Here is a 25,102-nt window from a genome sequence, read left to right on the forward strand (position 1 = left end):
CATGCTGCTCAAGCTGGAGATCGAGGACACTCGCTGGAAGAAGGCCATGGAAGCCATCCGTGACGCCATCCGCGTGACAGGCTCCAAGGAATATGTCCGCTTCTACAAGCGCGACAGCCTTGAGGCCGACTGGCAGGCCATCACCATCGATCTGGCGAAGGCGTGAGGCGAGTCATGAAAACCTTCACGTTTGATGTCACCCGACGCGTTGTCGTCACTCTGGATGAAAGCAAATTTACCACCAAGACGATGACGGAATTCAATTCCGTCATCACTGATCTTGGCACTGACGAACATGCGTATCTTGCCCACGCCGAGCGCATTGCTGATCTTTTCGCGCACGGATTGGAGGATTTCAGCCCCACTGACTTCGTGGAAGGTTATGGCCTTGTCGAAGCTGCGGGCATCTTCGTTAACGCCGATGACGATCACGACTACATCGAGCGAGTGTTCCCGAAAGGCGGTGTGGCGTGAGCAAGTTAACGATCAGCCTCAGTCCTACGCCGGAGGAATTGAAAGAACTTCATCGGTTGGCGCATCGAGTTCCTGACGGCTGGCGCATGATGCCGGAGGCCGACATCAACGAATTGCTCACGCTCGTGAAGCTCTTCCGCGAAACGCTTCAGTATTACATCCGCCGCGATGAAAAGACCGGCGACAGTGAGGGTGCCGCCTTGAAGCGAAACACCCTTGGCATTGTCATGAGCGCCATTGCCAAGGCGGAGGGCGTCTCGGAACTCTCCATGCTCGAGGCGCACCTGAAAAGCCTCATCAGCTCCGACCCGGAAAAAGCGCTTCTGGCCGCGCTCGATGACGACATGCGCATGTGGTTCCTCGCCGAGCTGCTCGCGGTCGCCAGCGGCCGTGTTCCCCTCCCTGAGATCGAGGCCTTAGTATCGTGGCATTTGGCGGCGTCGAAAGGCGGTACGGCGTGACCAGCATCTACTTCTCCGACGCCACCCTGAAATCCTTCTCCGCTGCCACCAAGGGCGGAAAGTCCACGATCAAGATCGAGATCGAAACGGCCGATCGCTACCAGATGGCCAGCATTCTCAACCAGCTCGATGAGATCGAGGCCGAGCAGAAGGCAGCGAAATCGCCTCGCAAAGCACCCTCCAAAAAGTCGGAAGCGCCCTTGTTGGCGCTTCCCGCTCCCCCGAAACAGATCAGCTTTCACGGTGATGATCATGAATGATCCTCAACATAACCACCCTCTGTCCGACGAGCAGGTGACCATTGCTCTCAAGATCATCGGCGTTATCCAGCCCCACAGCGCCGACAATGTCATAACCGCGATGGTGTCCATCATTTCGCATGCGATCAGTCAGTCGAACGACCCTGTTGGCAACGCACAGTTTTGGGCGAACACCCTTCGGGAGACTGTTCACTACGCCCGCGAGAATGGCGACCGTCCTTACAGCGGAGGGTCGATCCAGTGAGACTGTTCCCCGACGTCTGGTGTTTTGGTGACCTGCCGCCGTTCTCCTTCGATTTCATCATGGCCGATCCAGCGTGGCTTTACGAATTGCGATCGGAAAAAGGCGAAGGCAAATCCGCGCAGGCTCACTACAAGTGCATGCCGCTGGATAAGATCAAGGCCATGCCGGTTCTCGATCTCGCATCGGAAAACTGCCTGCTTTGGCTCTATGCCACCAATCCCATGTTGTTTCAGGCCTACGAGGTCTTGATCGATTGGGGCTTCGAATTCGTCACGGCAGGTTCTTGGGAAAAAATCACGAAGAACGGAAAGCAGGCATTTGGGCCGGGTTACGTACTGCGCACGTCCAACGAACCCTTCCTCATCGGCAAGCGCGGCAACCCAAAGACCACGAAATCCGTCCGCTCGTCATTTCGCGGAGTGGTCCGTGGCCACTCCCGCAAACCCGAGGAAGGCTATCGGCATGCTGAAAAGCTGATGCCGAACGCCCGGCGGCTTGAGCTTTTCAGCCGGACCAACCGCAAGGGCTGGACAGTGTGGGGTGATGAAGCCGGAAAATTTGGAGAAGCAGCATGAGCATTCAACGTGCAATTTTCGGCGGTTTCCGCCAACTCGGTATCACTGAGGAAGACGCGCAGCGCGAGATTTACTCTCGTGTGACAGGACAGTCGCGCCTCTCGTTGATGACGGCCCCGCAGCAAGACGCCGTCATGAAAGAACTGCGCCGCCTCGGCTACAAGCCGGTGGCCGTGCGCCGCAATGGTCGCCGTCGCCTCGACGGCCGCTATGCGCCGAAGATGCAGTCGCTGTGGATAGCAGCCTACAATCTCGGCATAGTCGAGGACCGCGAAGACCGGGCGCTGGAGGCGTTCGTCAAGCGCCAGACCGGCCTCGACAGCGGCCGGTGGGTCAACAATGCCGACGATGCCAGGGCGGTTGTCGAAGCCCTGAAAAGCTGGATTGCCCGCGAGGCCGGTGTGGTATGGGCGGATCGCAAGCCGTGCGAAGCGTACACCATGCGTTACGGTTACAAGATCGCGATCGCGCAGCACGCCATGCTGAAATCCATGCTCTGCGATGGCTTCTGGCCTTCGGTGACCGGCATTCTCGATCAGGAAATCACGTATCGCGCCGTGACCGACAAGGAATGGATCACGGTCATGGATTACTACGGCAAGCTTATTCGCGGCCGCCGTGCACCAAAGACGAAGGCGAGCGCGTGATGGTCGCCTACGGTTTCAAATCCTTCTTCAGCGGCCAGATCGAGAGCGGCCACAAGCGGCAGACGGTGCGCGGTGACCGCGCCCGCCATGCCCGGCCGGGTGAGCGCGTCCAGCTCTACGAGGCCATGCGCACCAAATATTGCCGCAAGATCATTGCCGATCCGGTCTGCACGCATGTCGTTCCGATCGAGATCGTGGTGAGCGACCTCATCAATGAGCTGATCGCCAGCATCGTCATTGCCGGCGTGCATCTGCACAGGACCGAGGTCGAGGCATTCGCCCGCCGTGACGGCTTTGCGCCCGAGCTGCTCGGCAACAGCTATCCGGCCAAGCTCTACGGTCGGACAGCGCGGGAGACGATGGGCCGGTTCTGGATGAAAAACCATCCGGGTGTCTCGAAGTTCACCGGCGTTCTGATCCGCTGGCAACCGGAGGCACCGACGCCATGAACCGGGACGTCTCTCCCACGACCGTCATGCCGCTCTTCGGCTGGCCGGAGCAGCGGGAGATAGACGTTCTGCAGGCAAAGCGGGACGAACTGGCGGCACGCGCTGCCAAGCTCCCGCGATTTTCACACAAACGTATCGAGCTGGAAGTGCGGCTCAAAGCGCTGACCGAAGAACAACTCAAAATTTCGAACAGGATCAATCATGGCCGATGACATCGCAGCAACATCCTCGGAAATCATCGTAACCGATCGTGCGATCATTCGTTATCTTGAGCGGGCACACGGTCTGGACGTTCTTCATTTCCGCAACCACATCGCCGCACTTGTTGCCAACGGCGTCAAGGCTGGCGCGAGCGGTGTAACCGTCGAAGGCGTCAAATTGGTGCTTCAGGGCAATACGGTCACCACTGTTCTCCGGCGCGAATGGCATTCCCGCGACCTGAGGAGCAAGGACGGTGACTCTACATGAGCACACTTCCGGGCATTCTTGGCGACATCGCCGATATCGCCGGCGCATCCGTCGCTCTTGAAATCGCACAAAGCCATGGCGGCACCCGTGTCTCCATTCCGCCTCGCGCTGAGCCGGATCACTGGCTGACAACGCTGGTCGGTCTTGAGACGGCCGATCGGATTTGCCGTGGCCTTGCAACCCTTGACGCTGAAGGCCGTTTAAAGGGCATCAGCAAAGAGGTAATTCCCCTTGGCCCCGTATCAGTGATGAGGAATGCCCGGCGCAAAGCGCGTCAGGCGCTGGCCGAAGGCAAGAGCGCGAGAGAGGCCGCACGGCTTGCGGGCTTGCATGAAAGGACGATTTGGCGCATGAAAGCAGAGGAAGATGACGGCCAAGGTAGTCTCTTCTAGGTTCGGCTGACACCTGTCAGCCCCGGCGCTCAACCTGAAAAACGCATAGTCGCTCCAGTTCGCAATCCGCGTCTGGAGCTTTTTTCATGCCTCGAAACGTCAGCCCGCGAGGGCGGAGATATATCTACACCCGCGAAGGTGTTGTCAGAAAGGCCTATCGTGATGCTGTCGGCAAATGGACGATTGGTGCCGGCCTGACCGCCGACTCCGGTGTTATCGTGCCGAAAGCCGGCATGGTCATTACCGAGGCGGAGAACGATCGGCTTTTCGATCTCGCCGTCGATCGAAACTACATGCCGCGTGTGATCAGGGCTCTCGGCGCAAGCGCCAGCGAACAGGCGATCGACGCCGGCGTTTCTTTCGACTGGAACACGGGGGCGATCCTCAAGGCATCTTGGGTGAAATCCTACCTTGCCGGAAAACCTGCCGAAACGCGCCAGCGGCTCGGCCTCTGGAAGAAGGCCGGCGGCAAGGTATTGCGCGGCCTTGAGCGCCGCCGTGCCGAAGAGGCCGACATCCTGCTGCTTGGCAAGTATCCTGCCGACATCAATGTCGTCGGCCTGACGCCCACCTCCGAGACCACGCGGTTTGCGGTCTTTGTGGTGTCGGTAACGCCCTCGGAAATCGAGGACATCAGGAAGGCTTTCACCAGCATCGGCTTTGATGCTGGCCTCGCCACTGGCAAAATCCTGCGATCGGCAGTCGAGACGTTCCAGAAGGCCTATGACCTCACCATAGATGGCAGGATCGGCCGAGCCACGCTGTCCACCCTGCAGCGCGAACTGGACGCCCGCCGCAAGGCAAAGACTGGCACGGTAACGACCGCTGCCAGCACCACCGTCGCGGCCGGCGATCAGGTCGTCAGCACGGTGACCACGCCAGCGCCGGTCGATCCGACCTCCGTTGTTCCCGATCATCTCGCTTCATGGGTGGGCGGCGGCTTTGCCGTTCTCGCGGTCGCCTATCTCGCATGGCAGGCGTACCAGTACCGGGACATCATTGCTGTGCGCGTTGCCGACAAGGCCCCGCGTCTTGCGAGCTGGCTGCGGAGCTTCTGACATGAGCGCAGCCATCACCTCCATTCTCATCGCGGCCGCCACGAAAGTTGGCGCTCCCATCATCAAGGGCGTGCTGGAGAAGCATGTCGGCGGGCTTGCCGGGACGCTCGCTGGTACCGTGGTCGATCAGGTTGCCGAGCGACTCGGCGTCGAGCCGGAAGCCTTGCCGTCCGTCGATGAGGCGGAACTCGGCAACGCCGTCAGTGAGGTCAATGCCAATATGCCGGAGTTGATCGCCCTCTATGAAAAGGGCCTTCAGGGGCAGTTTGCACTTCTCCAGGCCGAGCAGGCCGAAGGCTTCTGGCAGAGCGCTTGGCGCTGGGGCTGGATGTATCTGCTGGCGTTTCTGTGGATTTGCGCCTTCCTGCTTTTCCCGGTTCTGCGCGTCTTCGACATCTATATCGACCCGATCGACAGCGCCACGCTGATGACGCTGACCGGCTGGTTCATCTCCCTCTACATGGGCGGCCATACGCTGAAGGAGTTCGGAAAGCAGGCGGTGGAAGCGGTCAAGACTTGGAAGCGCACCCCATGAACTTCGGTGGAAATGCTGCTTTCGAACAGGCCGACATGCGGGCCGAGCAGGAACGGGAGGCAGGCATCGCCGCTGCCTCCCTCTCATTGCGCAGCGTCGGCACCATCCAATGCGAAGACTGCCCGAACGACATTCCCCGCGAGCGCCGTCTCGCCCTTCCGTCCGCCACCCGGTGCATCCGGTGCCAGACCAAACACGAACAGAAACAAAGGTATTGGTGATGGACATGGAAAACGTACGGTCTTGGCTTGGACTGGTGTCGCTCGTCATTTCGGTCGGAGCGACGATCTGGCTGTGGCTCACCTCAGGCGCGAAGAAGACCGCCAGCGATCTGGCCGAGTTTCGCCGTCAGGACGCTGAAGAAAAGAAGACGATGATGGCGGCAATCACCGCGATCGCCCAGCGAACGCAAGCCCTCGAAAGCGACATGAAGCATCTGCCTGACGCGAAAGCCGTCATGGAAATGCGTCTGTCGATTTCCGAGCTAAGCGGCAAAATCGGGCGGATGGAGGAAAGCCAGATCGGCGTGGCGCGCACCGTCAATCGCGTCGAGGACTTTTTACTGAAAGGTAATGCGGCAGCATGAGCGACTATAACCAGCATCTCACCGTTGATGCTCGCCTCGTCATTTTGCGGGCTTTGAACGACCAGCCTGACGGCCGCCTTAACGAGAGCATCCTTTCAACGGTGCTCGAAACCTTCGCCCATCGCCGATCGCGGGAATGGATTCGCCAGCAGCTTCGCTATCTGGCGGACATCGGTGCTGTCCGCAACACCGAAGCCGGAACCGTTCTCATCGCTGAAATCACCCGCCTCGGTATCGACCACGTCGAGCGCCGGGCCATCCTCGAAGGCGTGAAGCGTCCTTCGCCGGCGGTGTGATGATGGGTCGCGGTCGCCTGTCCGGAATCGAGCTGCTGCCAGACGCCTGCGCCGACGCCGTCGCATGGGCGGCCGAGGAGCTGCAGAAGCGTGAAAGAACGCAGACGGAAATCTATCAGGATTTCGTCAGCAAGCTTGAGGGCGTGCATCGCGAATATCGCGGCGAGCTGGATTTCACCATCCCCTCGTTTTCGGCTTTCAACCGGTACTCGATCCGTCTTGCAACGCTAACGCAGCGCCTCAACCAGACGCGGGAGATTGCCACCACGCTCGCCGGCAAGTTCGATGCCGCCGCCTCCGACGATCTCACCCTCATTGCTTCCGAGGCGATCAAGACGCTGGTGTTCGAACTGGTGACGGCTGGTGGCGAGGCCGGGTTCGATCCGAAGGGCGCGAAGGCGCTTGCCGATGCCCTGTTTTCTGCATCGCGAGCACAGGGCGTTTCGACCGCCCGTCGCCAGAAGGTCGAGGCTGATCTTGCCGAGCGGGCAAAGCAGGCAATTTCCGCTGTCGTGAAGAGCAAAGGCATCACCGAACAGGGCGCGCGCGAAATTCTCGATCAATTCCTTGGAGTGACGAAATGAGCGGGCCTATCTCGAAAGAGGAATGGATCAAGGCCCGGCGTCTGTCTACGGACGCCGTGCTGGATCGCATCGAGCGCCGCAAGGCGCTCTTGCCTTATCAGCAGCGCACGGTCGGCTTGCTTGAGAGCGCAGGCTGCGAAGTCCTGTTTGTCGAGAAAAGCCGCCGTATCGGTCTGACGTGGGGATTTGCGTCCTATGCGGTCCTGAAGGCGGCCCGTACCAAAGCCGCCGGCGGCATGGACGTGATGTACATCTCCTATTCGCAGGAGATGACCCGCGAATTCATCGACGCCTGCGCAATGTGGGCGCGAGCCTTTAATCAGCTTGCCGGCGAGATCGAAGAAACGGTCTTTGACGATAGCGACGACGAAGGCCAGCGTTCGATACAGGCATTCCGGATCAAGTTCGCTTCCGGCTTTGAGATTATCGGCCTTTCGTCTGCTCCGCGCTCGTTGCGCGGCAAGCAGGGCGTGGTCATGATCGATGAGGCCGCGTTCGTTGATAACCTTAAAGAGCTGCTCAAGGCCGCGCTCGCCTTCCTCATGTGGGGCGGTCAGGTCGTGGTCTGCTCGACGCACAACGGCGTCGATAACCATTTCAATGAGCAGATACAGGACATCCTCGCCGGGCGAAAACCATACAAGCACCTCCGCATCGATTTTGACGATGCGCTGAACGAAGGTCTGTATGAGCGTATTTGTCTGGTAACCGGCAAGGAATGGTCTGCCGAGGCGGAAGCCGACTGGCGCCAGAACATCATTAAGTTCTATGGCGACGGCGCGGATGAGGAGCTTTTCTGCATCCCGACGCAGGGCAGCGGCACATGGTTGCCCGCGCCCCTGATCGAAGCGCGCATGACGCTGAAGCCGGAAGATGCCCCCATCATTCGGCTGGAGCTGCCCGCAAACTATCTGCAGCTTTCCCGCCTGCAGCGGGCAGCCCTGATGGCACCGTGCCTCCTTCAGCTCACCGTAGCGCTGCAAAATCTGCGGCGGGATCGGCAACATGCCCTCGGCTTTGACTTCGGCCGCGTGGCCGACTTGTCGGTCGCCAAGCTGCTGTCGATCGACAAGCTCTTGTGCCGGCGCAGCGCGCTCACTGTCGAGATGCGCAATGTGCCAGGTGATGAGCAGAAGCTGATCACCGGCATGATCTTGAAGTCAGCGCCACGGCTTGTTGGCGCTGCATTCGACGCCACCGGCATGGGCTGGACGGTGGCCGAGGACATGGGCCGCATATTCGGTTTCCGCGACCCCGAAGGCGGTGGCGGGCTGATCGACCCGATCAAGTTCACCAGTAACTCCGACTGGTACCGGCTGCACATGCCACCGCTCAAAGCCGCCTTCGAGGACGAAGGCATGCTGGAGCTGGTCAAGGATGATGAGCACCTCGGCGACATCCGGCTTGTCAAGGTTATCAGGGGCATCCCGAAAATCCCTGATGCCCGCACTGGTGAGACCAACAAGAAGCGCCATGGCGACTTTGCGGTGGCACTCGCTCTTGCCCACTACGCCAGCCGCCAGCAGTGGTTCGAATACGCCTACATGGCGGCGAGCGCACTGAACGAAAACAGCGTTGATGACGACGACGAAGACGGCCATTACGGAAGGCAGCACTGGTGACCACCCGCACATCATCCATACTCGGCCCTGACGGCCGCCCGATCGTTCTCAAGACGTTGTCGGAAGAGATCGCAACGCCCACGGTTGCCGGTGTTCGCCGGACGCATGAGGAACGCGTGGCCACGGGCCTCACGCCTGAGCGCCTCGGGACGATCCTGCGCGATGCGGCCGAGGGCAACGCTCGCTCCTATCTGACACTCGCCGAAGAAATGGAGGAGCGCTATCTGCACTATGCGTCTCAGCTCCAGACACGCCGGCTGGCGATCGAAAGTGTCGACCCGACGATCGAGGCCAACGGCGCTCCCGCCAAGATCGTTGAAGCGATCGAGGAACTGATCAATGATGACGGCTTCCTTGAAGCGCGTGGCCATTTGCCGGACGCGATCAATAAATCCTATGCGGTTTGCGAGATGATGTGGGAATACGAGCGCAAGGCCTTGCGACCGGTCGCCTACCTCGATCGTGATGCCCGCTTCTTTCAGATGGACCGGCTGTCGCTCCGGAACCTTCGGCTTGCGGTTGACGGCTCGATCGAGGGCGAGGAGCTGCCGCAGGCAAAGTTCATCCGCCACATTCCCCGCACCCGTCTCGGCCTACCGCTTCGCCGTGGCATGGCCCGGCCGGCGGCGTGGGCTTATCTCATCCAGCAGTTCGGCCTGCAGGACTGGGCGGCCTTCTCCGAAGTCTACGGCATGCCTCTACGCGTCGGCAAATACAATGCCGGTGCCAGCGGCGCGGACAAGCGTACGCTCCTGAAGGCTGTCGCCTCGATCGCCAATGACGCCGCCGCCATTATCCCGGCCGGCATGGATATCGAGTTTCATGAGGTGAACGGCAGCAACGGCTCGGCTGTGTTCGGTGGCCTGCTTGAATATGTCGACAAGCAGATTTCCAAGCTTGTCGTTGGCCAGACCATGACCTCCGATGACGGCTCCTCGCTCGGACAGGCCAAAATCCATAACGAGGTCCGTCTGGAGCTGTTGCGCGCTGACTGCCGGCAGCTTGCCATCACGATCAACCGCGATCTGATCAAGCCGTTCGTGGACCTGAACTTTGGGCCGCAGGAAAGATATCCGTTTCTGCAGTTACCTGTTCCCGATCCCGAGGATGTCAAAGCCTTGTCGGAAGCGCTCGGAACTCTGGTACCACTCGGCCTGAAGGTAAAGCAGGCCGAAATCCGCGAGAAGGTCGGTCTGTCCGATCCGCAGGAAGGCGACGAGCTTCTGACGCCGCCGGCGACGTCGGCAACACCGACTGTCGAGACAAAGCCGGAGCCGAAGACCTCTCCAAAAACCGACGCCGTCAAAGATGCGAAGAAGACGGCCGAGGAAGAAGACGTCAAGTCCAAGGTTGCGGCTCTCTCGGCCATCGTCTCTGATCATCGTCGCGCCTGCCATTGCGGAGCATGTGAGGCGCTGGCTGCGGCCGAGGCCGGAGAGCCGGACGCGCTTGAGCAGCTCGACAAACTTTTCATAGACGCCATGGACGATTGGCAGCAGATGGTTGATCCGATCGTGCAGCCGATCGCCGCGATCGTTGAGACGGCCGGCAGCTTTGAAGAGGCTTTAAAGCTGCTTCAAACGCAGCGCCCTGATGCCACGAAATTGGCAGAACGCCTCGGCCGGCTGACCGCGATCGCTCGCGGTATCGGCGATATCGCGGACTGACCGGCATGGCCGAGATCAGGAAAGCCCTCACACCGCCGGCCGGCGTCGTCAGGTACTTTGACGGAAAGACCAATGCGCCGGCGTTTTCGTGGCTGGATGTGTGGGCCGAGGAGCACGCCTATAAATTCACAGTTGCCAAGGCCGTCGAGCTGGACGTGCTCAATGCGTTCCGCTCGACAGTTTCGAACGCCCTGACAACTGGCCGGGGTTATGAGAACTGGAAGCTCGATATCCAGAAGGAACTGGTGAAGCTCGGATGGTGGGGACCGCGCATGGTCTCCGATCCGGAGGGCATCGATCCCGATCGCATGGTGAACTTTGCCAGCGACCGGCGTCTGAAAACCATCTTCTGGTCGAACATGAACTCCGCCAGAGCAGCCGGCCAGTGGGAACGGGCGCAGCGATCCAAACGGGTGCTGCCCTATGTTCTCTATGTCCGCACCACCTCTGCCGATCCCCGCCCGGAGCATCTCGCATGGGTCGGGCTGATCTTGCCGATCGACCATCCATTCTGGCGCACGCACTGGCCGCCCAACGGCTGGATGTGCAAGTGCCAGGTGCGCATGATTTCTGATCGTGAGGCGAAAACACTCATCGGTACCAAGCGCGTCATTGGCAAAGACGAGGACGGTAACGACATTTCCATCTGGTACACGGACGAGCTGCCGGAACTCGGACCTGATGTTGCTTATCGCAACCGCCGGACTGGCGAGATCTCGATGGTGCCGGCGGGCATTGATGCCGGATGGGCAACCAATCCCGGTCTTGCCCGCACCGAAACGCTGATCCAGAATTTCGAGGCGAAGCTTGCCGAGGCGGATCATGGTGACGCCACCCGCGTCCTGAAGGAGCTTTGGAGCGATCCTTATCTGCAGATCGCACCGCGCTTGCCGCAAAAAGTCTGGTTGCCGGCGGGACATAACCCGGCGCTGGCGGAGCAGCTCGGCGCGAAGTCGCCGGTCATATCCATCACCAGTGAGGCGATCGCCGAACGCATCGAGCGCCACAAGATGCCGGTGGAGGATTTCGCGACCCTGCCAAACTTGTTGTCTTCGGGGGAAATCCTGCCCGACCTGCGCGGAAAGGAAAACACGCGCTCGATATTCTGGCGCACAGGAAAGTCGGTCTGGCGCTCTTTCGTTTCAATCAGCCAGAACGGCTACATGCGCGCGAACTCGCTGCATCAGAAAGACGAGAGGGAGGCAAGAAGGCAGGTGGAACGAGCAGGCTTCAAATGGCCGTGGGAATGAAGCGCGGCAGGGAGGGACCGATTCCGGGGCTTTACCCGGCTCCCTCCAAGGGCCATCTAGGGCTACGGACTTCTCTGCCGCGCTTTTGTAAATATAAGCTTATGGGATCGCTGGCGCAATCATATACCGAGCATTTTCAGCATCCGGCGGGATTGCGCTTCAGCAGCACGCCGCTCGGCCTTGTCGACGTTCTCGGGGCCGCAATAATATTCCAGATTGCTGGTATCGCTGCTGTCAGCCGAGAGGTGTCCGCTTTCGAGGATAACAAATCTCCATGCGCATCCGAGCATTTTGTTTACCCGGATCGCGCCGTGACATCCCGTGGAGAGGCAGTAAGCTACGTTGCGCTGCCCTTGGTATTCGCCCTTAACCGCCTCGCCGTATTCCTTCACCCACACATCGCGAGAATACTGGCAGCTGCCGGGCTGCTTGCTGGCGCTGCAGTCTTCAAGGCCGTTCAGATAATCCGTCGCAGGTGGCCAGTCGGCCGCATATGCGAAACTGCTCATTGCGGCCAAGATTGCCAGCGCCAGAACCTGCCTCATTACCCATTTCCCCATGTTGCGATGACCGACACGATAAAACGGCCACAGACGCGCGTGAAGGGGTTTCACGCCCCTTCTTTCATCCACGGTTAAAATTCGCGCCCACGGCCTTTAATCGTGCTTCAAATTTGACGTTGCTCTTGATCCTCGCCCCCCAAGAGGATTAGATGCGGACATTCCCCCAAACGAACTGATTTTACCGTGCTGACAGGTGTCAGCCCGGATGCTTGGAATTGATGGCTAGATTGGCCGTCATGATGACACAGCGCCCCGACCTCTTCCTTTCCTGCCTCGCTCCTGAAGCGACGCCGAATGCCGCCGATGCGATGACGGGTATCGCTGTGCTTGATGCCTATGCCGCTGATCCGTCCGCCGCGTCTTCCGAGACCAAGCGCGGACCGGAGTGGATAAAGCTCGCGCCGCGAGGAAAGCTGAACGCCCGCGACGGTCGCGTTTTCACAATCGATCCGGAATTGCTGGTGTCGCGCTTCGAAGCGGATGCCGTCGATCTCCCGATCGATATCGATCACGCTACCGTCAAGAAGGCCATTTTCGGTGATGCCGCGCCCGCGATCGGCTGGATCAACAAGCTCGAAGCGCGCCCGGACGGTCTGTTCGGTAAGGTTGAGTGGCTGGAGGAAGGCATCCGCGTTCTTGGTGCGCGCACCCACCGGTATGTCTCTCCCACATTCAAGGCCGACGATAACGGCAAGGCCACATGGCTTCACTCGGCGGCGCTTGTCGCTGCCCCCGCCGCATCAATGCCGGCCGTCGCGTCGGCAACCCTCACGACAACAACTCAAACGGAAACGAACATGCTGAAAGCACTCGCCGCCGCCCTTGGCCTCAATGAAGACGCCTCCGAGGCTTCCTGCCTCTCGGCGATCACCACCCTGAAAACCCGCATCGATCCCGCCGTGCATCAGGAAGCGCTCGACAGGATCAAGACGCTGTCGACCGAGATCGAGGACGGCAAGAAGGCTGTCCATAAGGAAAAGGTCGACACGCTGCTCGAAGGCGCGCTGAAGGCGAAGAAGATCACGCCGGCACAGCGCGAAAGCTACGAGGCCCTCGCGACATCGCCCGAAGGTTTCGAGCAGGTGAAAAAGCTCATCGAAACTCTCGGCGTCGGCCTTGCTGCCTCCAACCTTGACCAGCGCCGCCCCGAGGATGCCACCGCCACCCTGACCGCCGAGGACCGAGACGTCATGAAGCAGCTCGGCTTGTCGGAAGACGAATATCGCAAGGCGAACGGTCTGACCGCCGCCTGACCAAAATTTCCCCCGAAGGAGAACCGCAATGACCGCAATGTCGCAGGCCCGTCAGCCGGTAGAGACCGAAGGCCTCCGCTCCACCGCGCCCGTCAAGGGCGCAACCACCATTCTGCAGGGCGCTCTGGTCGTCACCGAAAACGGCCTTGCAGTGCCGGGCAAGGTCGCGGCCAACCTCACCATTCTCGGGGTTTCCGAGAAGACAGTAAAAAATGCCGGTGCTGACGGCGCTGAAAAGGTCCCGTTCCGGCGCGGCACCTTCGGTTTCGCCAACCATTCTGCCGACGCCATTACCGCCGGTGACATCAACAAGACGGCCTATGTCGTGGATGACCAGACGGTCGCCAAGACCGATGGTGCCGGAACGCGATCGGCCGCCGGCAAGATCATGCATATCGAAGGCGGGCAGATTTTCGTCCGCGTCGGCTTCTAACAACTCAAATCTCAGGACCGTTTTCAATGGCACGCGTCATAACGCCCGAACTTCTTGCCGCAGCACAGCGCGGCTTCAAGACCTCCTTCCAGAAGGGCTTCGCGGGTTACACCGCGATGTACACCCTGCTTGCCACGATCGTGACGTCGACCGCCGGCGAGGAAACATACGGCTGGCTCGGCGACATTCCGAAACTTCGGGAATGGATCGGCGATCGTCAGATCAAGTCGCTCTCTTCGAAGGGCTACACGATCAAGAACCGCAAATTTGAGTCAACGATCGGCGTTTCCCGCGACGACATCGAAGATGACAAACTCGGCCTTTATGCGCCGCGCTTTGAGATGCTTGGCCAGTCTGCCTCGACGCATCCGGACGAAGTCCTGTTCGAGCTGATCAACGCCGCCTTCAACACCGAATGCTACGATGGCCAGAACTTCTTTGACGCTGATCATCCTGTCGGCCCTCAGGGCGCACAGGTCAGCGTCTCCAACATGCAGGCCGGCACGGGCGAGACATGGATTCTCGCCGACATGAGCCGACCGCTGAAACCGTTCATCTTCCAGAAGCGCCGCGACTATTCGTTCGTTGCCAAGGAAGACGGCAAGACGTCCGACCATGTCTTCATGCGTGACGAGTACGTCTACGGTACGGACGCCCGCGTTTCCGCCGGCTTCGGCTTCTGGCAGATGGCCTATGGCTCCAAGGCAGAGCTGAACGCGGCCAACCTCCGCGCCGCTTTCACCGCCATGAAGGAATTCACGGATGATGAAGGCCGCAAGCTCGGCATTCGTCCGACGCACCTGATCACGGGCAACGGCAATTTCTTCAAAGCCCGCGACATCCTCATGTCCGAAAAGATCGACGGCTCGACCAACACCGACCGCAACCTTGTCCAGATCATGGAAGCGCCGCTGCTGGATTAGTCCTGGCACCTGCGCGATCCCGGCGGCCAACCTCCCGGTCGCCGGGTTTTCCGGCAAGCGGCATGCGTGCCGTTTACCCGAAAACCCAAAGGAGAAGTTTATGTCCAAGCGGACCACAGCCAGACCGGCCGCAAAACCGGCCGCCCCCGAAATCCTCAACGGCTCGAACACTTTGCCGGCACTGATCGAGGTCGCCGAGGGCAAGTCCCTCCAGCTCGGCGCAGTAGTGGTGGTTGCTCATCAGGCATCCGGCCTGACGGTGGATGCTTGGAACGCTCTGCCCGAGGCGGAGCGCGATGAGCACCTCAACAAGACGATCGAGAACATCAAGGCGGCTGTTGCCGCCGGCGCAGAACCTGATCAGGTCATCCAGAAAATTGCCGAGGCTGCCGCTCCTGCAGGTGAAGGAGCCACCGTCACCTCGGATGACACGGATTTCGTCACGGTCGAGCCTTTGCTGATCGTTTCGGCTCCGGGCGGTCCCCGCCGCCGTGCCGGCTTTGCGTTCGGTCCCGAGCCGGTCGACCTCACCTATGACCAGCTCGGCGAGACCGATGAAGAGCGAAAAGCCGTTCTCAAAAGCCTGCGCGCTGATCCGAAGCTGAAGCTCGACAGCCGCATGATCGAGGTCAACGACGACGATTAAGACTTCCGCGGAGTGGACCAACGGTAGGTCATCAGGCTCATAACCTGAAGGTTGGCGGTTCAAGTCCGCCCTCCGCAACCAGATACGGGGTGGGAGCGCCGCGAGGGAAACCCGAAGCCCACCGGTGGTGAGAGTGCCACCGGAAAACAGCGGCAAATTCTTGAGGACCATTTCCATGATCGCCTATGCCACTCTCGCCGACCTTGAGGCACGTTTCCCGAACGAACTGACGCTTGTCGCAGCGGACGAGCAAACCGGCATTCGCGATGATGACCGCATCGAGAAGGGCCTCGCCGACGCCTCGATCGAAGTCCGCGCCATTCTGGCTGCTCGCTACTCTCCGGCCGAACTGTCCGCCCTCGACCAGAACTCGCTCGATGCGCTGCGCCTCTACACCATGGACATCGCATTCTACCGCATCGCGCTCGCCTTTTCCCGGTCTTCCGAGAACATCAAGGAACGCTACAACGCGGCGATCAAACGCCTAGAAGCGATCGCCGCCGGCAAGGGCGCGCTGACCACCACCATTTCCGGCGATGGCGATAATGGCAGCGCCGGCGGCGATGTCGGGCAGAACGAAGTTATTCTGGAAGCTCCGGAGCGCATGTTCACGCGTGAAAGGCTCGGCCGGATATGAGCGGAATCTCGATTGTTCTGGATGTGTCCGATCTGGAGACGGCCGAGCGGAAGCTTCGGCCGCTCTTCGACTTCGAAGCTTCCGAACTCATGAGCGCGATCGGCGCCGTTGGCGAAAACCAGACGCGCCGGCGTATTGCCGAGGAGAAGACAGCGCCGGACGGCACGCCATGGAAACCGAACCATGCCGGCACGCCGATCCTTGTGGCAACGGGCCAGCATTTGTTGTCCTCGCTGGTGTGGACCGCCTCGGCCGAGGAAGCCGAGTGGGGCTCGACATGGGAGTACGCCCACGTCCATCAGGACGGCATGACGATCGTACCGAAGAACGCCGATCGTCTGGCCTTCCAGATCGGTGGCCAAGCGGTTTTCGCCAAGGAAGTCGAAATCCCGGCCCGCCCGTTTGCCGGCCTTTCGGAAGAAAACCGGCGTGAGCTGCTCGATGTCGTCACTGATCATTTCGGAGGGCTGCTGCAATGATCGAGCCGAAACCGCTTTCCGAACTCCTTCTGGATGACCGGCTGTTGCCCCTGCAGTCGGCGATTGTTGCCCGGCTGCAGGCACTGTTGCCCGGCGTTGCCGTTGTGCGCCATCCGGGAAAGGTCGATATTTCCGAGCTGATAGCCAAGAGCGTCGTTTCCGCTCCCGGCGTCGGTATGGGCTGGAGCCGCATTCGCGAGATCGCGATTGTCGACGGCTCCTTCAGCCTCTCCGTCGAGTGGACTGCCTACATCGTCGCCGAGGCAAAGCCGATCGCTGCCAAGCGTGTTGAAAAGGAGGCTATTGCGCTCGCGATCGGCGCACGTCTCCTGCAAATCCTCGGCGACGACGAAACCGCGATGTGGGGCCTGACGGGCATTCTGCCGCCAGAGACCACGCCTCAACCCGAGCTGAAGCCCCTCTTTACGGTTCGTGATGCTTCGCAGGGTGTGGCCTATTACACCGTCACCTGGACTCAGATTGTGGTCGACCTCGGCGAGACGGCTTTCCCGACAGAAGCCGGCGCATACAGCGAAGAGGACAACTGGATCAAATTCGCCAGTGACGCGACGATCGAAGCCATGCGGCCCTTCATTCCGGCGAAAGAGGAGCCGGACAATGCGTGATCCGGTCGAACTTGAGCTGCGCCGGCAGGCCGCCCGCACCGAAGCCGCAGAGCGTCGTCTGGCACAGACGGTGCTTTATGGAAAAGTCGCGGAGAAGGATTCCGAAAAGCGCCGCCTTCGCTTGAAGCTCGGCACGTCCAGCAAGGGCGATGACGTTCTGTCGCCGTGGCTGCGTTGGCAGGAAGCCGGCGTCGGCAGCCTTTCGATCCACGGCGAACCGGCCGTGGGCGAGCAGATGATGATGCTCTCGCCCTCCGGCACGATCGGAGCCGGCTCGATAGCAATGCGCGGCTCCTATGACCGGGACCACGCCGCGCCTTCGAAATCCTCCGATACCGCCGTCATCACGGCCGGCAAGGGCCGCATCGAGATTGGACCTGATGGGATCAGGCTGATCGGCGATGTCCGGGCAAGTGGTGGGACCTTGGAGCATGAGGGCGTCTACATCGGCGAAAAACACAAGCACACCGAAGTGCGGCGCGGCGGTGAAGTTTCCGGCCCACCCGAATCCGACAACTGAAGGAAACCTGAAATGGCGAAAGCACCCCGAAACACTCCAGCGACCGACGCGGCCGAACAGCCGGCAGCTCCTGCCGTGGCCACACCTGACGATGGCAAGAAGGACTATGTCGTAACGGAAACAGCGCCCACGCGTGTTGCCGGCCGTCGCGTCAAGGTGGGCGATACGCTCCGCCTGACCGAGCATGAGGCGCTGGCTGAAGAACTCGCTCAACACATCCGCCCGGCCGGCTCCGCTGAGAAGGCCGACGCCGGCGCTGACGCCTCAAACGACGTTTAAGGGGCTTTTGAAGAATGGCAGGAGCGTTGCGCATCCGTTCGGGTTTCGACCAGAAGACAGGCAGGATCATCACCGGTCCGACCCATCTTGCACAGTCGCTCGGCAAAATCTGGCACACCCGCATCGGCACCCGGATCATGCGTCTGTCCTTCGGCTCGGACCTTCGGTCGCTTCTTGCCGAGGACTTGTCGCCAGCGCTTGCGCTCCTGCTTTACAACGAAATGGTGGCCTCGGCCGCACGGTGGGAGCCGGAGTATCGCATCACGCAGCTCCAGCTCGTCAGGATGACGGAAGGCGGCGCACTCGGTATTCGCCATGGCGGCCTCTATTATCCCGAAGGTCGTTTCGGGAATTACGATAAGGCCGTGGTTCTCGGCCTGTCGGCGGCCAGCGCTGTGAGGTTCGCGGCATGACACTGGAAACCATCGACCTTTCGCGTCTGCCTGCTCCTGAAGCTATCGAGGCGCTTGATTTCGAAACGCTGCTCGCAGCCTTCAAGGCTCGCTTTTCGACCTCGTGGAATGCTGCACGGGCGAAAGACCCTTCCTTACCGGCTTATGACACCATCGATCTCGAAACGGACAGCGCCAACATTGCCGGCCAAGCGTGGTCGTGGCTGCGCCTGCTTGATCGCCAGCGGGTGAATGACGGTCTGAAGGCGTTGCTTGCCATTCTGGCCACCAAAGGCAACCTTGATACGGTCGTTGCAGGCAAGAACGTGCAGCGCCAGGTCATTATCCCTGCGACTGGTGACGCTGCTGCTGTCATGGAGGGCGACGTCGCTCTGTTGCGCCGATATCTTCTGGCTTACGACCTTCCGTCTTCGGCGTCGGCCGGGCGCTATCTCTATGATGCGTGGACCGCTTGGCCACAGTCGGCCGACAAGACACTTGGGCTTTGGGATGCGCGTGTCAACGGCCGGGCCGTCCATGGCCGGCGCGGTGATACAGACGTTGTGCTGATCGGACCGGGCGGCCGCTTGCTGACCTCCGGCGAACTGGCGACGATCCGGAGCGCCGTCGCGCATCCCGACCGCACACCAGAGGCTGTTGGCCTCTCGGTTATGTCGGCATCGCGGCAGGAGTATCAGGTCGCGCTCACTGTCGAGGTTGCCGCCTCGGGACCATCGCCGGAGCTGCTGAAGGCGGAAGCGGAGAAGCGCGTCATTGCCGCAGCGACTGACCGGATCGCGATCAACGGCGAGGTTCCTGCAGCGCTGCTCTCGGGTGCTGCTTATGGGCCGGGCATCGTTAAGGTGATCGATCGCGCTCCGGTGATCGTATCCGCCGATCCTTACGCGGTACCGGTTATGACCAGCCTCGATATTACCGTCGAGGTGCGCTCATGAGCGAGGTTTTCGAAAAGGCGCTGATTGCCGGCATGACGGACGATCTGCCTGTTCCTTATGACGTCATCATGGACCCGTACCGCACACCGGCGCGCTTCCTGCCATGGCTTGCCGCACATCATTCCGTCGATCTCTGGTACGATGATTGGTCCGAGGAGCGGAAGCGCGAGATGATTGCGCAGTGCGCCGGCGTGTCGACCGACTATCCCGCTTCACCCTTGGCGGCATTGAAAGGCACGCTCGTCGGCCTGAAGCGCTATCTGGCTTTTGTCGATGCCGACATCATTGACCGCATCGCCCATCCGGCCCGGTTCACCTTCGGTCGCGCAGTCATCGGTCGCACGCCGATCGCGCACCAGCCGTTCACGGCTCACTATCTCATCAGGGTCTCGCTCGCCGCTCATCGCAACCGCTTTCAGATCGGCCGCAGCGCATTCGGCCGCGCCGCCTTGACCAGCGTCGATCTTGAACCGATCCGCCGCGCCAAGCGCGCCATGGTCACAGCCAAGACACCGGACACGCTCTATTCCGTGTCCTTCGCATGGCGGCGCGGCATCACCTTTAACGACAACATTTTCATAGACGGAAGCCATGCCATCGGCGGTTACATGAACCGCACGCGGCTGGATTGAGGGAAACGACACATGCAGCGCACATCTTTCGCAGAAGCCGAAATCGCCGATCACGTTGACTTCGACGCCATCGGAAAACAGGCACAGGCGGGTCAGGACCAGATCTGGCTGGACGCCATCGGGTATCCTGCCCACTGGGCGGCGTTTACCGTCAGCCAGAAGTCCGCGCAGGAGATCACGGTCTCGGCCGGCCGCTATGTCGCCGGTGAAATCGTTTATGCGCAGGAAGCGCCGAAGGACGTAAACCTGCAACTTCACATCCCGCCTGCAGCTTCTGACCAGCGCTGGATTGCCGTGTTGCTTCGCGGCGAGGAGATCATCGAAACCGACAGCCGACCTTTCGAGACCTCGGACGATCCCGAGACCAGCATCATCATCAACCGAACAACGCCGAAGACGATCAAACGAGTCGTCTCGCTGATCGTCCAGCCGGGTGACGCGAACCCTGTTCCGGTCAAGCCGGTTGTCGCCTCTACCGATGCCTGCATCGCCTATGTCCTTCTTACCTCTTCCGGCATTGAGGCGATCGAGCCGGGCAACAGCGACCGCGTCAAAACCTTATATGAGGTCGAGGGCCGTGTGACGGCGCTGGAAGTCGATCTGGACGGCCTTTTTATGAGAACCGAGACGATCGAAACACAGATCGTCAATATTCAGGCGAAGCTGACCGAGATCCCGCGCCCTGTCATCATCCGCCAGATGCAACGCGACATCGGTGCCGCCCGCCTGAAGGTTGCCCTGCCGGATGAGGCCCGCGCCTATGTCTTCGATGACGGCTTGATCCCCGATCGCTGGGACATGACCCATGTGGACTGGCTGGCCCGCATCGAGGAAGGCGTGCGCTTCGGCTTTGCCGCTGAAGGACAGGCCCGCCTTGAAGTGATCGCCGAGGACGATCCGAAGATTGCTTTTCGCGGGCGACGCATGGTGCCAGCCTTTGACGAGGTAACGCGCATTGCCAACACGTCGCTCGATGCCAGCCTGCAGATTTCGCAGCTCACCCACATGGAAACCACGCTTGTCCAGAAGGAAGCATCACGTATCCGCATCACCTATGGGCCGACGATGCACGCCTGCGAAAACGTTGCGGGATGGGCTGGATTGGGCGGCGATTCCCGAGTGGGTCAGATGCTCAATGTCGGCGGCGAAACCTTTGAAGTGGTCTATGTCGGGGCGAACTATGGGCCGGGCCACCAGACCTACGGCGTCCGACAAATCCGTTACGAGATATATAATGAGCCATATTGGGAGTATGTAACGCAGGAAGTGGGAGTTAACGGCTCGATCTATGCGCAGTCCTTCCTCGTGGCCCAGCCGATGCAGGTGACGAGCCTTGAACTTTCCTTTGCCCGTGTCGGCGGTGACGGGGACGTGCATGTGTTTCTGGTCGAAACCACGACCGGTGGCGTGCCGCTGTTCGATTCGGTTCTGGCTCGCGGTACCTTCGCCCATGCCAATCTGACTGTCGGCTGGAACAAGCTGGAACTGCCAATCACCCTGCTGGAAAGCGGCAAGCGTTATGCGTTCGTCACCGTCACGACCGGCGCGCATGCCCTGCATATTTCCTCGGCGAACAAGTACACGGGCGGCACGCAGTTCCTTTGCACGGACGGCGCGTTCGCTCAAGGCTCGACCGAAACCGATATCTGCTTCAGGCTGAACGCTGCCCGCTATCGCAGTGTCCGCACCGTCATTCCGATGAAGGCTCTCAACCTTGCCGATGGCATGACGCAGATCGACATGCTGTTTGCCGGTTGGGTGCCGGGTGGCTGCACGCTCGGTTGGGAAATCCGGCCTTCCGGTTCGACCGTCTGGACCGAACTGGACGACGGTGACCCGGCCACCAATCCGCTTGTCGGCTTGCCCGCCTCGGTCGAGCTGCGCATGGTTATGATGGGAACGGCAGATCTGCAGCCGATGATCCAGCTCGACGCCAATGCGGTTTCGAGAGTGGCTCGAAACCGGACCGAAATGCGGGCAGTCAGCGACAACTTCAATTTCGGCATCTCGACCACGGCCATCGTGACGCAGTTCACGATCGATGCGTTCGACGCCGATCGGCATACCTTTGCGCCCGCGATCATGGTCGGGAATACCACGGTGACGCCGGACACCACGGAAGTGACGATCGACCCGCAGGTGCCGACGCGCCGGACATACCTGTCCACCTATACGCTCGGCGCTGCCACCACCTCCGCCCGCCTGCGACCCGTCGCCAATACCAACAACCCCGCGTCCGTGCCGTTTGTGCAGGACGCCTTTATCTCTGCTTTGTGAGGCCGCTATGAAGGTTGATCTCAAGAAATCATACATGGTGAAGCTCTCGCGCCCGGTCAAACGCGGTGCCTTCAGCCTTCGCCCCCTGAATGAAATCGAGATGAAAGGGCCGGTTCTGGCCGAAATCATCGACGCTGAAGGTGAGGACGTGATCGACTATGCCCGAGCGCTCTGAGCTTTATCAAATCCCCTCCTGGCCGCCGACGAAGATCGATCGGGCGTTTCTCAATCCGATCCTCGCCAGCATTGATGATCGTCTTCTGGCGCGTGAAGCGTTGGAGGCGTCTTTCGAGGCAATGATTGCGCAGGGCATTCAGGCCTCGCTTGACTACATTCAGGTCAACGTCGCGCCGCAGATTGCCAACCTGCAGCATTCCATCTCGCTGGCGCAGGACCAGATCAACGAGATCATCATTGGCGGCTCGGCTCCGAATGCACTCAAGTTCGGAAACCAGCTTCCTGCCTATTATGCGACGGCGGCAGCGCTGGCGGATGGCCTTGCCGGAAAAGTCCCGAACGCCCGCAAGGTGAATGGCAAGGAACTGTCCGCAGATATCGTCTTGGCGAAGAGTGATATTGGTCTCGGTAACATCAACAACACTGCCGACGTAGACAAGCCCATTAGTACGGATCAAGCGGCAGCGCTGGCGAAACGTATCCGTGTCGATGCGATCCAGAACTTTTCGGCAGCTGAAAAAGGGCGCGCTCGCGCCAACTCGGGAGCGGGCGTACTCTCGGGCTATCGCAACAAGATCATCAACTTCAATTTTGATATTTGGCAAAGGTCGAATACGCAAACGTCATCAGGTTATGGAAGTGACGATCGATGGAACAACCAACATATCGGAACGACTAAGACCCATTCGAGACAAAATTTTGCCTTGGGACAGGCCGATGTTCCGGGAGAGCCTGCTCATTTTTCGCGCACAGTAGTTACCAGTGTCGCGGGGGCCGGCAACCTTTGCCGAAAAGCTCACCGGATTGAAAGTGTGCGGACGTTGGCAGGAAAACGCGCAACGTTAACCTTCTACGCGAAGGCAGATGCTGCAAAGAACATTGCGGTGGAAATGGCGCAAGACTTCGGGGGCGGCGGCTCGTTCTCTCCGTATAACACTTTCAGCGTAACCACGATTGCCGTAACCACGCAGTGGACCCGATATGATGTGGTGATGGACATCCCATCTATCGCCGGAAAGACGTTAGGAACGAACGGCATGGATGCTCTTGCCCTAAGCATCTGGTTCGATGCCGGTTCATCCTACAATGCGCGCACAAACAATTTGGGGCAGCAGTCGGGCACGTTCGATATTGCGCGGGTGTCGCTGGTTGAGGGCGACGCTTCTGCGGAAGATGATCCGGCTGGCCCTCGACACATTCAACAGGAACTGTCGTTATGTCAGCGATATTTCTGCGTCATCTTCAACGGTCTACAGTCCGGCGGCGTCGGTACAAATATGGCTTATTACCGGTTTCCTGTTCCTATGCGGGCCACTCCGTCGTTGACCGTCGCAAATAATGGCACCAGCCAAAGCGCTAGTCTTGTTAGCACCTTCGGCGCACCGTCTGCGGTGGGAGGTTTTTTTCAGATCAACGTGACCGGAGCAAGCGGATACGTTGATGGTTGGGCCGGTTTTTACGATGCGGAGATTTGACATGAACGTTATCGGATATACCGAAAGCGGCATGATCCGCGTCGAATTCGAGGGTGCTGAGCTGCTTGTTCCCGATGATGCTGGCAACCGGCATCGCCAGTTGATCGCGGAATGGGAATTTGACGATGAGGGCGAGCGCGTAAACACTATCCCGCCTTATGTTGCTCCCCCCGTGCCGGTCCCGCCAATACCTCGCCTTGGCTTCTGGCTGGCCGCCGCTGAAGTCGGTGTCACCAAAGCTGGCGTGAAAGCCCATATCGACGCCATGCCGGAAGGCGTCGAGAAAGAACAGGCGATCGTCTACTTTGAGGATGCGCAGCTCTACCGGCGTACCGATCCGCTGTTGAACCAGATGGCTGAGCTGGAAAACATCTCGCAATCCCAGCTTGACGACCTCTGGACATGGGCACTCGCGAACTACGCCTGACCGGATGGACAGGCGACCGTAAATAGGTCATTAAATGGGCTTCAAGGGCGGTTTCGACCGCCCTTTTTTCATGGTGCTGACGAGTGTCAGCCACCTACCATGACATCTGTCAGCCATATTCCCCGCAAGTTGCGTGATAAACTATTTTTCGGGGACCGCTTATGTCTGGCACCACTGATTTCGTCGGCGTACGCCGGTTTTCCAACCTTCGTTCTACTGTCGCAAAGATCGATACTCGCGACAGCACCAAAATCGGCATCGTTGCGCCGGCACCCACCGCCGACGACACCGCCTTTCCGCTCAATGAACTGGTCAAGCTTTCCCTCGACAACGTCGAGCAGGTTGCGAAGCTTGGTACAGGCGTCGTGCGCGACACCGTCGACCAGCTCCTGTCGGAGGGCATCGTCACCGATCTCGCTTTCGTCAGGACGCAGCATTCGACCGCTGCAGCGCCTGCCGACAAGCTCTCCGAAGAGACCAACCACATCGTTGGTTCCGCCGGCGCAAAGACCGGTATGTACGCGCTGCTCGATGCCAAGAGCGAGCTGAAGATCGAACCGGGCATCATCATTTCGCCCGGCTACATGACTGCTCGCCTCGGCGGAGCGGCCAATCCGGTTGTCGCGGCCGCCCGCGTCGTAGCCGATCGCATCATTGATTGCATGGTGATAGGCGACACGCCGTCCACCTCGATCGAGGCGGCCATCGAATGGGCTGAGGACTTCGCGACGGCGCTGAACGTCATCGGACTTTACCCGCAGGCCGTGGTCAACCTTGGTGCTGGCAACGTCACGCGGGCGCTGTCCCCACATATGGCCGGCGCAATGGTCAGGCGAGAC

37 protein-coding genes, 1 tRNA gene and 1 pseudogene are annotated in these 25,102 nt (G+C 60.1%); 38 read left to right on the forward strand and 1 reads right to left on the reverse strand.

Annotated elements, in window-relative coordinates; all coding sequences use genetic code 11:
• From AGR2A_RS21905 to AGR2A_RS22000, 20 genes are all read left to right on the forward strand, one after another.
• Nucleotides 1–166 (forward strand): DUF3164 family protein (locus AGR2A_RS21905; protein WP_139786366.1); only part of this gene is annotated, 166 nt, incomplete at its 5' end.
• 8 nt (nt 167–174) lie between these two features.
• On the forward strand, nt 175–474 hold the full coding sequence (locus AGR2A_RS21910) for a hypothetical protein (protein ID WP_080823341.1): 300 nt from the start codon (nt 175–177) through the stop codon (nt 472–474).
• Nucleotides 471–935, forward strand: coding sequence for a hypothetical protein (locus AGR2A_RS21915; RefSeq protein WP_139786394.1), 465 nt, complete (start codon nt 471–473; stop codon nt 933–935). Before AGR2A_RS21910 ends, AGR2A_RS21915 begins: the two co-directional genes overlap by 4 nt.
• Nucleotides 932–1,195, forward strand: a complete 264-nt coding sequence (locus tag AGR2A_RS21920) for a hypothetical protein (protein WP_080823343.1) — start codon at nt 932–934, stop codon at nt 1,193–1,195. Before AGR2A_RS21915 ends, AGR2A_RS21920 begins: the two co-directional genes overlap by 4 nt.
• Nucleotides 1,188–1,439 carry a hypothetical protein gene (locus tag AGR2A_RS21925; RefSeq protein ID WP_139786395.1) on the forward strand — a complete coding sequence of 84 codons (252 nt, stop codon included), beginning with the start codon at nt 1,188–1,190 and terminating at the stop codon, nt 1,437–1,439. Before AGR2A_RS21920 ends, AGR2A_RS21925 begins: the two co-directional genes overlap by 8 nt.
• On the forward strand, nt 1,436–2,014 hold the full coding sequence (locus tag AGR2A_RS21930) for an MT-A70 family methyltransferase (protein WP_080823345.1): 579 nt from the start codon (nt 1,436–1,438) through the stop codon (nt 2,012–2,014). Before AGR2A_RS21925 ends, AGR2A_RS21930 begins: the two co-directional genes overlap by 4 nt.
• A complete protein-coding gene (locus AGR2A_RS21935; RefSeq protein ID WP_003500875.1) occupies nt 2,011–2,661 on the forward strand; it encodes a regulatory protein GemA in 651 nt (216 codons plus the stop codon). Before AGR2A_RS21930 ends, AGR2A_RS21935 begins: the two co-directional genes overlap by 4 nt.
• Nucleotides 2,661–3,110 carry a hypothetical protein gene (locus AGR2A_RS21940; protein WP_003500873.1) on the forward strand — a complete coding sequence of 150 codons (450 nt, stop codon included), beginning with the start codon at nt 2,661–2,663 and terminating at the stop codon, nt 3,108–3,110. Before AGR2A_RS21935 ends, AGR2A_RS21940 begins: the two co-directional genes overlap by 1 nt.
• Nucleotides 3,107–3,322 carry a hypothetical protein gene (locus tag AGR2A_RS21945; protein WP_080823346.1) on the forward strand — a complete coding sequence of 72 codons (216 nt, stop codon included), beginning with the start codon at nt 3,107–3,109 and terminating at the stop codon, nt 3,320–3,322. Before AGR2A_RS21940 ends, AGR2A_RS21945 begins: the two co-directional genes overlap by 4 nt.
• Nucleotides 3,312–3,578, forward strand: coding sequence for a hypothetical protein (locus AGR2A_RS21950; RefSeq protein WP_072493251.1), 267 nt, complete (start codon nt 3,312–3,314; stop codon nt 3,576–3,578). The genes AGR2A_RS21945 and AGR2A_RS21950 overlap by 11 nt, the downstream gene beginning before the upstream one ends.
• Nucleotides 3,575–3,970: a hypothetical protein gene (locus AGR2A_RS21955; protein ID WP_003500865.1), complete on the forward strand. Its 396-nt coding sequence runs from the start codon at nt 3,575–3,577 to the stop codon at nt 3,968–3,970. The genes AGR2A_RS21950 and AGR2A_RS21955 overlap by 4 nt, the downstream gene beginning before the upstream one ends.
• Before the next feature lie 86 nt (nt 3,971–4,056).
• Nucleotides 4,057–5,028: a glycoside hydrolase family protein gene (locus AGR2A_RS21960; protein ID WP_080823347.1), complete on the forward strand. Its 972-nt coding sequence runs from the start codon at nt 4,057–4,059 to the stop codon at nt 5,026–5,028.
• 1 nt (nt 5,029) lies between these two features.
• Complete coding sequence (locus AGR2A_RS21965; RefSeq protein WP_080823348.1) at nt 5,030–5,563, forward strand: hypothetical protein; 534 nt, start codon at nt 5,030–5,032, stop codon at nt 5,561–5,563.
• On the forward strand, nt 5,560–5,784 hold the full coding sequence (locus tag AGR2A_RS21970) for a TraR/DksA C4-type zinc finger protein (protein ID WP_080823349.1): 225 nt from the start codon (nt 5,560–5,562) through the stop codon (nt 5,782–5,784). Before AGR2A_RS21965 ends, AGR2A_RS21970 begins: the two co-directional genes overlap by 4 nt.
• A gap of 5 nt (nt 5,785–5,789) precedes the next feature.
• Nucleotides 5,790–6,149, forward strand: a complete 360-nt coding sequence (locus tag AGR2A_RS21975) for a hypothetical protein (protein WP_244926249.1) — start codon at nt 5,790–5,792, stop codon at nt 6,147–6,149.
• The gene (locus AGR2A_RS21980) at nt 6,146–6,445 is read left to right on the forward strand and encodes a VpaChn25_0724 family phage protein (protein WP_003500855.1); all 300 of its coding nucleotides are present in this window, start codon (nt 6,146–6,148) and stop codon (nt 6,443–6,445) included. The genes AGR2A_RS21975 and AGR2A_RS21980 overlap by 4 nt, the downstream gene beginning before the upstream one ends.
• Before the next feature lie 2 nt (nt 6,446–6,447).
• A complete protein-coding gene (locus tag AGR2A_RS21985; RefSeq protein ID WP_035243576.1) occupies nt 6,448–7,029 on the forward strand; it encodes a DUF3486 family protein in 582 nt (193 codons plus the stop codon).
• Nucleotides 7,026–8,651 (forward strand): terminase large subunit domain-containing protein, encoded by a 1,626-nt coding sequence (locus AGR2A_RS21990; RefSeq protein ID WP_080823350.1) that lies wholly within the window; start codon nt 7,026–7,028, stop codon nt 8,649–8,651. Before AGR2A_RS21985 ends, AGR2A_RS21990 begins: the two co-directional genes overlap by 4 nt.
• Nucleotides 8,648–10,318: a DUF935 domain-containing protein gene (locus tag AGR2A_RS21995; protein WP_080823351.1), complete on the forward strand. Its 1,671-nt coding sequence runs from the start codon at nt 8,648–8,650 to the stop codon at nt 10,316–10,318. The genes AGR2A_RS21990 and AGR2A_RS21995 overlap by 4 nt, the downstream gene beginning before the upstream one ends.
• Nucleotides 10,319–10,323: 5 nt before the next feature.
• Nucleotides 10,324–11,568 (forward strand): phage head morphogenesis protein, encoded by a 1,245-nt coding sequence (locus AGR2A_RS22000; RefSeq protein ID WP_080823352.1) that lies wholly within the window; start codon nt 10,324–10,326, stop codon nt 11,566–11,568.
• A 119-nt stretch (nt 11,569–11,687) separates the two neighbouring features.
• Here AGR2A_RS22000 and AGR2A_RS22005 read toward each other — a convergent pair whose 3' ends face one another.
• A complete protein-coding gene (locus tag AGR2A_RS22005) occupies nt 11,688–12,113 on the reverse strand; it encodes a hypothetical protein (RefSeq protein WP_080823353.1) in 426 nt (141 codons plus the stop codon).
• Between the two features lie 236 nt (nt 12,114–12,349).
• Between AGR2A_RS22005 and AGR2A_RS22010 the strand changes: the two genes are divergently transcribed.
• From AGR2A_RS22010 to AGR2A_RS29715, 18 genes and pseudogenes are all read left to right on the forward strand, one after another.
• A complete protein-coding gene (locus AGR2A_RS22010) occupies nt 12,350–13,384 on the forward strand; it encodes a phage protease (RefSeq protein ID WP_080823354.1) in 1,035 nt (344 codons plus the stop codon).
• 28 nt (nt 13,385–13,412) lie between these two features.
• The gene (locus AGR2A_RS22015; RefSeq protein ID WP_072493242.1) at nt 13,413–13,817 is read left to right on the forward strand and encodes a hypothetical protein; all 405 of its coding nucleotides are present in this window, start codon (nt 13,413–13,415) and stop codon (nt 13,815–13,817) included.
• A 26-nt stretch (nt 13,818–13,843) separates the two neighbouring features.
• Nucleotides 13,844–14,740 (forward strand): Mu-like prophage major head subunit gpT family protein, encoded by an 897-nt coding sequence (locus tag AGR2A_RS22020; RefSeq protein ID WP_080823355.1) that lies wholly within the window; start codon nt 13,844–13,846, stop codon nt 14,738–14,740.
• A gap of 100 nt (nt 14,741–14,840) precedes the next feature.
• The gene (locus tag AGR2A_RS22025) at nt 14,841–15,386 is read left to right on the forward strand and encodes a hypothetical protein (RefSeq protein WP_080823356.1); all 546 of its coding nucleotides are present in this window, start codon (nt 14,841–14,843) and stop codon (nt 15,384–15,386) included.
• 6 nt (nt 15,387–15,392) lie between these two features.
• A tRNA-Met gene (locus tag AGR2A_RS22030) sits at nt 15,393–15,467 on the forward strand.
• Nucleotides 15,468–15,561: 94 nt separating this feature from the next.
• A complete protein-coding gene (locus tag AGR2A_RS22035; protein ID WP_080823357.1) occupies nt 15,562–16,023 on the forward strand; it encodes a gp436 family protein in 462 nt (153 codons plus the stop codon).
• Nucleotides 16,020–16,502 (forward strand): phage virion morphogenesis protein, encoded by a 483-nt coding sequence (locus tag AGR2A_RS22040; RefSeq protein WP_080823358.1) that lies wholly within the window; start codon nt 16,020–16,022, stop codon nt 16,500–16,502. The genes AGR2A_RS22035 and AGR2A_RS22040 overlap by 4 nt, the downstream gene beginning before the upstream one ends.
• A complete protein-coding gene (locus AGR2A_RS29705; protein ID WP_080823359.1) occupies nt 16,499–17,128 on the forward strand; it encodes a hypothetical protein in 630 nt (209 codons plus the stop codon). The genes AGR2A_RS22040 and AGR2A_RS29705 overlap by 4 nt, the downstream gene beginning before the upstream one ends.
• Nucleotides 17,121–17,648 (forward strand): phage baseplate assembly protein V, encoded by a 528-nt coding sequence (locus AGR2A_RS22050; RefSeq protein ID WP_080823360.1) that lies wholly within the window; start codon nt 17,121–17,123, stop codon nt 17,646–17,648. The genes AGR2A_RS29705 and AGR2A_RS22050 overlap by 8 nt, the downstream gene beginning before the upstream one ends.
• A 12-nt stretch (nt 17,649–17,660) precedes the next feature.
• Nucleotides 17,661–17,927 carry a hypothetical protein gene (locus tag AGR2A_RS22055; RefSeq protein WP_080823361.1) on the forward strand — a complete coding sequence of 89 codons (267 nt, stop codon included), beginning with the start codon at nt 17,661–17,663 and terminating at the stop codon, nt 17,925–17,927.
• A gap of 14 nt (nt 17,928–17,941) precedes the next feature.
• Nucleotides 17,942–18,340 (forward strand): GPW/gp25 family protein, encoded by a 399-nt coding sequence (locus AGR2A_RS22060; RefSeq protein ID WP_080822875.1) that lies wholly within the window; start codon nt 17,942–17,944, stop codon nt 18,338–18,340.
• Nucleotides 18,337–19,275: a hypothetical protein gene (locus AGR2A_RS22065; protein WP_080823362.1), complete on the forward strand. Its 939-nt coding sequence runs from the start codon at nt 18,337–18,339 to the stop codon at nt 19,273–19,275. Before AGR2A_RS22060 ends, AGR2A_RS22065 begins: the two co-directional genes overlap by 4 nt.
• A complete protein-coding gene (locus tag AGR2A_RS22070) occupies nt 19,272–19,907 on the forward strand; it encodes a phage tail protein I (protein ID WP_080823363.1) in 636 nt (211 codons plus the stop codon). The genes AGR2A_RS22065 and AGR2A_RS22070 overlap by 4 nt, the downstream gene beginning before the upstream one ends.
• Before the next feature lie 12 nt (nt 19,908–19,919).
• On the forward strand, nt 19,920–22,184 hold the full coding sequence (locus AGR2A_RS22075; protein WP_080823364.1) for a hypothetical protein: 2,265 nt from the start codon (nt 19,920–19,922) through the stop codon (nt 22,182–22,184).
• 7 nt (nt 22,185–22,191) lie between these two features.
• A complete protein-coding gene (locus tag AGR2A_RS29710; protein WP_167378237.1) occupies nt 22,192–22,359 on the forward strand; it encodes a hypothetical protein in 168 nt (55 codons plus the stop codon).
• The gene (locus tag AGR2A_RS22080) at nt 22,343–23,836 is read left to right on the forward strand and encodes a hypothetical protein (protein ID WP_080823365.1); all 1,494 of its coding nucleotides are present in this window, start codon (nt 22,343–22,345) and stop codon (nt 23,834–23,836) included. Before AGR2A_RS29710 ends, AGR2A_RS22080 begins: the two co-directional genes overlap by 17 nt.
• A gap of 1 nt (nt 23,837) precedes the next feature.
• Nucleotides 23,838–24,263: a hypothetical protein gene (locus AGR2A_RS22085; RefSeq protein WP_080823366.1), complete on the forward strand. Its 426-nt coding sequence runs from the start codon at nt 23,838–23,840 to the stop codon at nt 24,261–24,263.
• Nucleotides 24,264–24,424: 161 nt separating this feature from the next.
• Nucleotides 24,425–25,102, forward strand: a pseudogene (locus tag AGR2A_RS29715) (phage tail sheath family protein); the annotation flags it as partial.

Origin of the sequence: Agrobacterium genomosp. 2 str. CFBP 5494 (assembly GCF_900013495.1) — a bacterium.
Taxonomy (GTDB): Bacteria; Pseudomonadota; Alphaproteobacteria; order Rhizobiales; family Rhizobiaceae; genus Agrobacterium; species Agrobacterium pusense.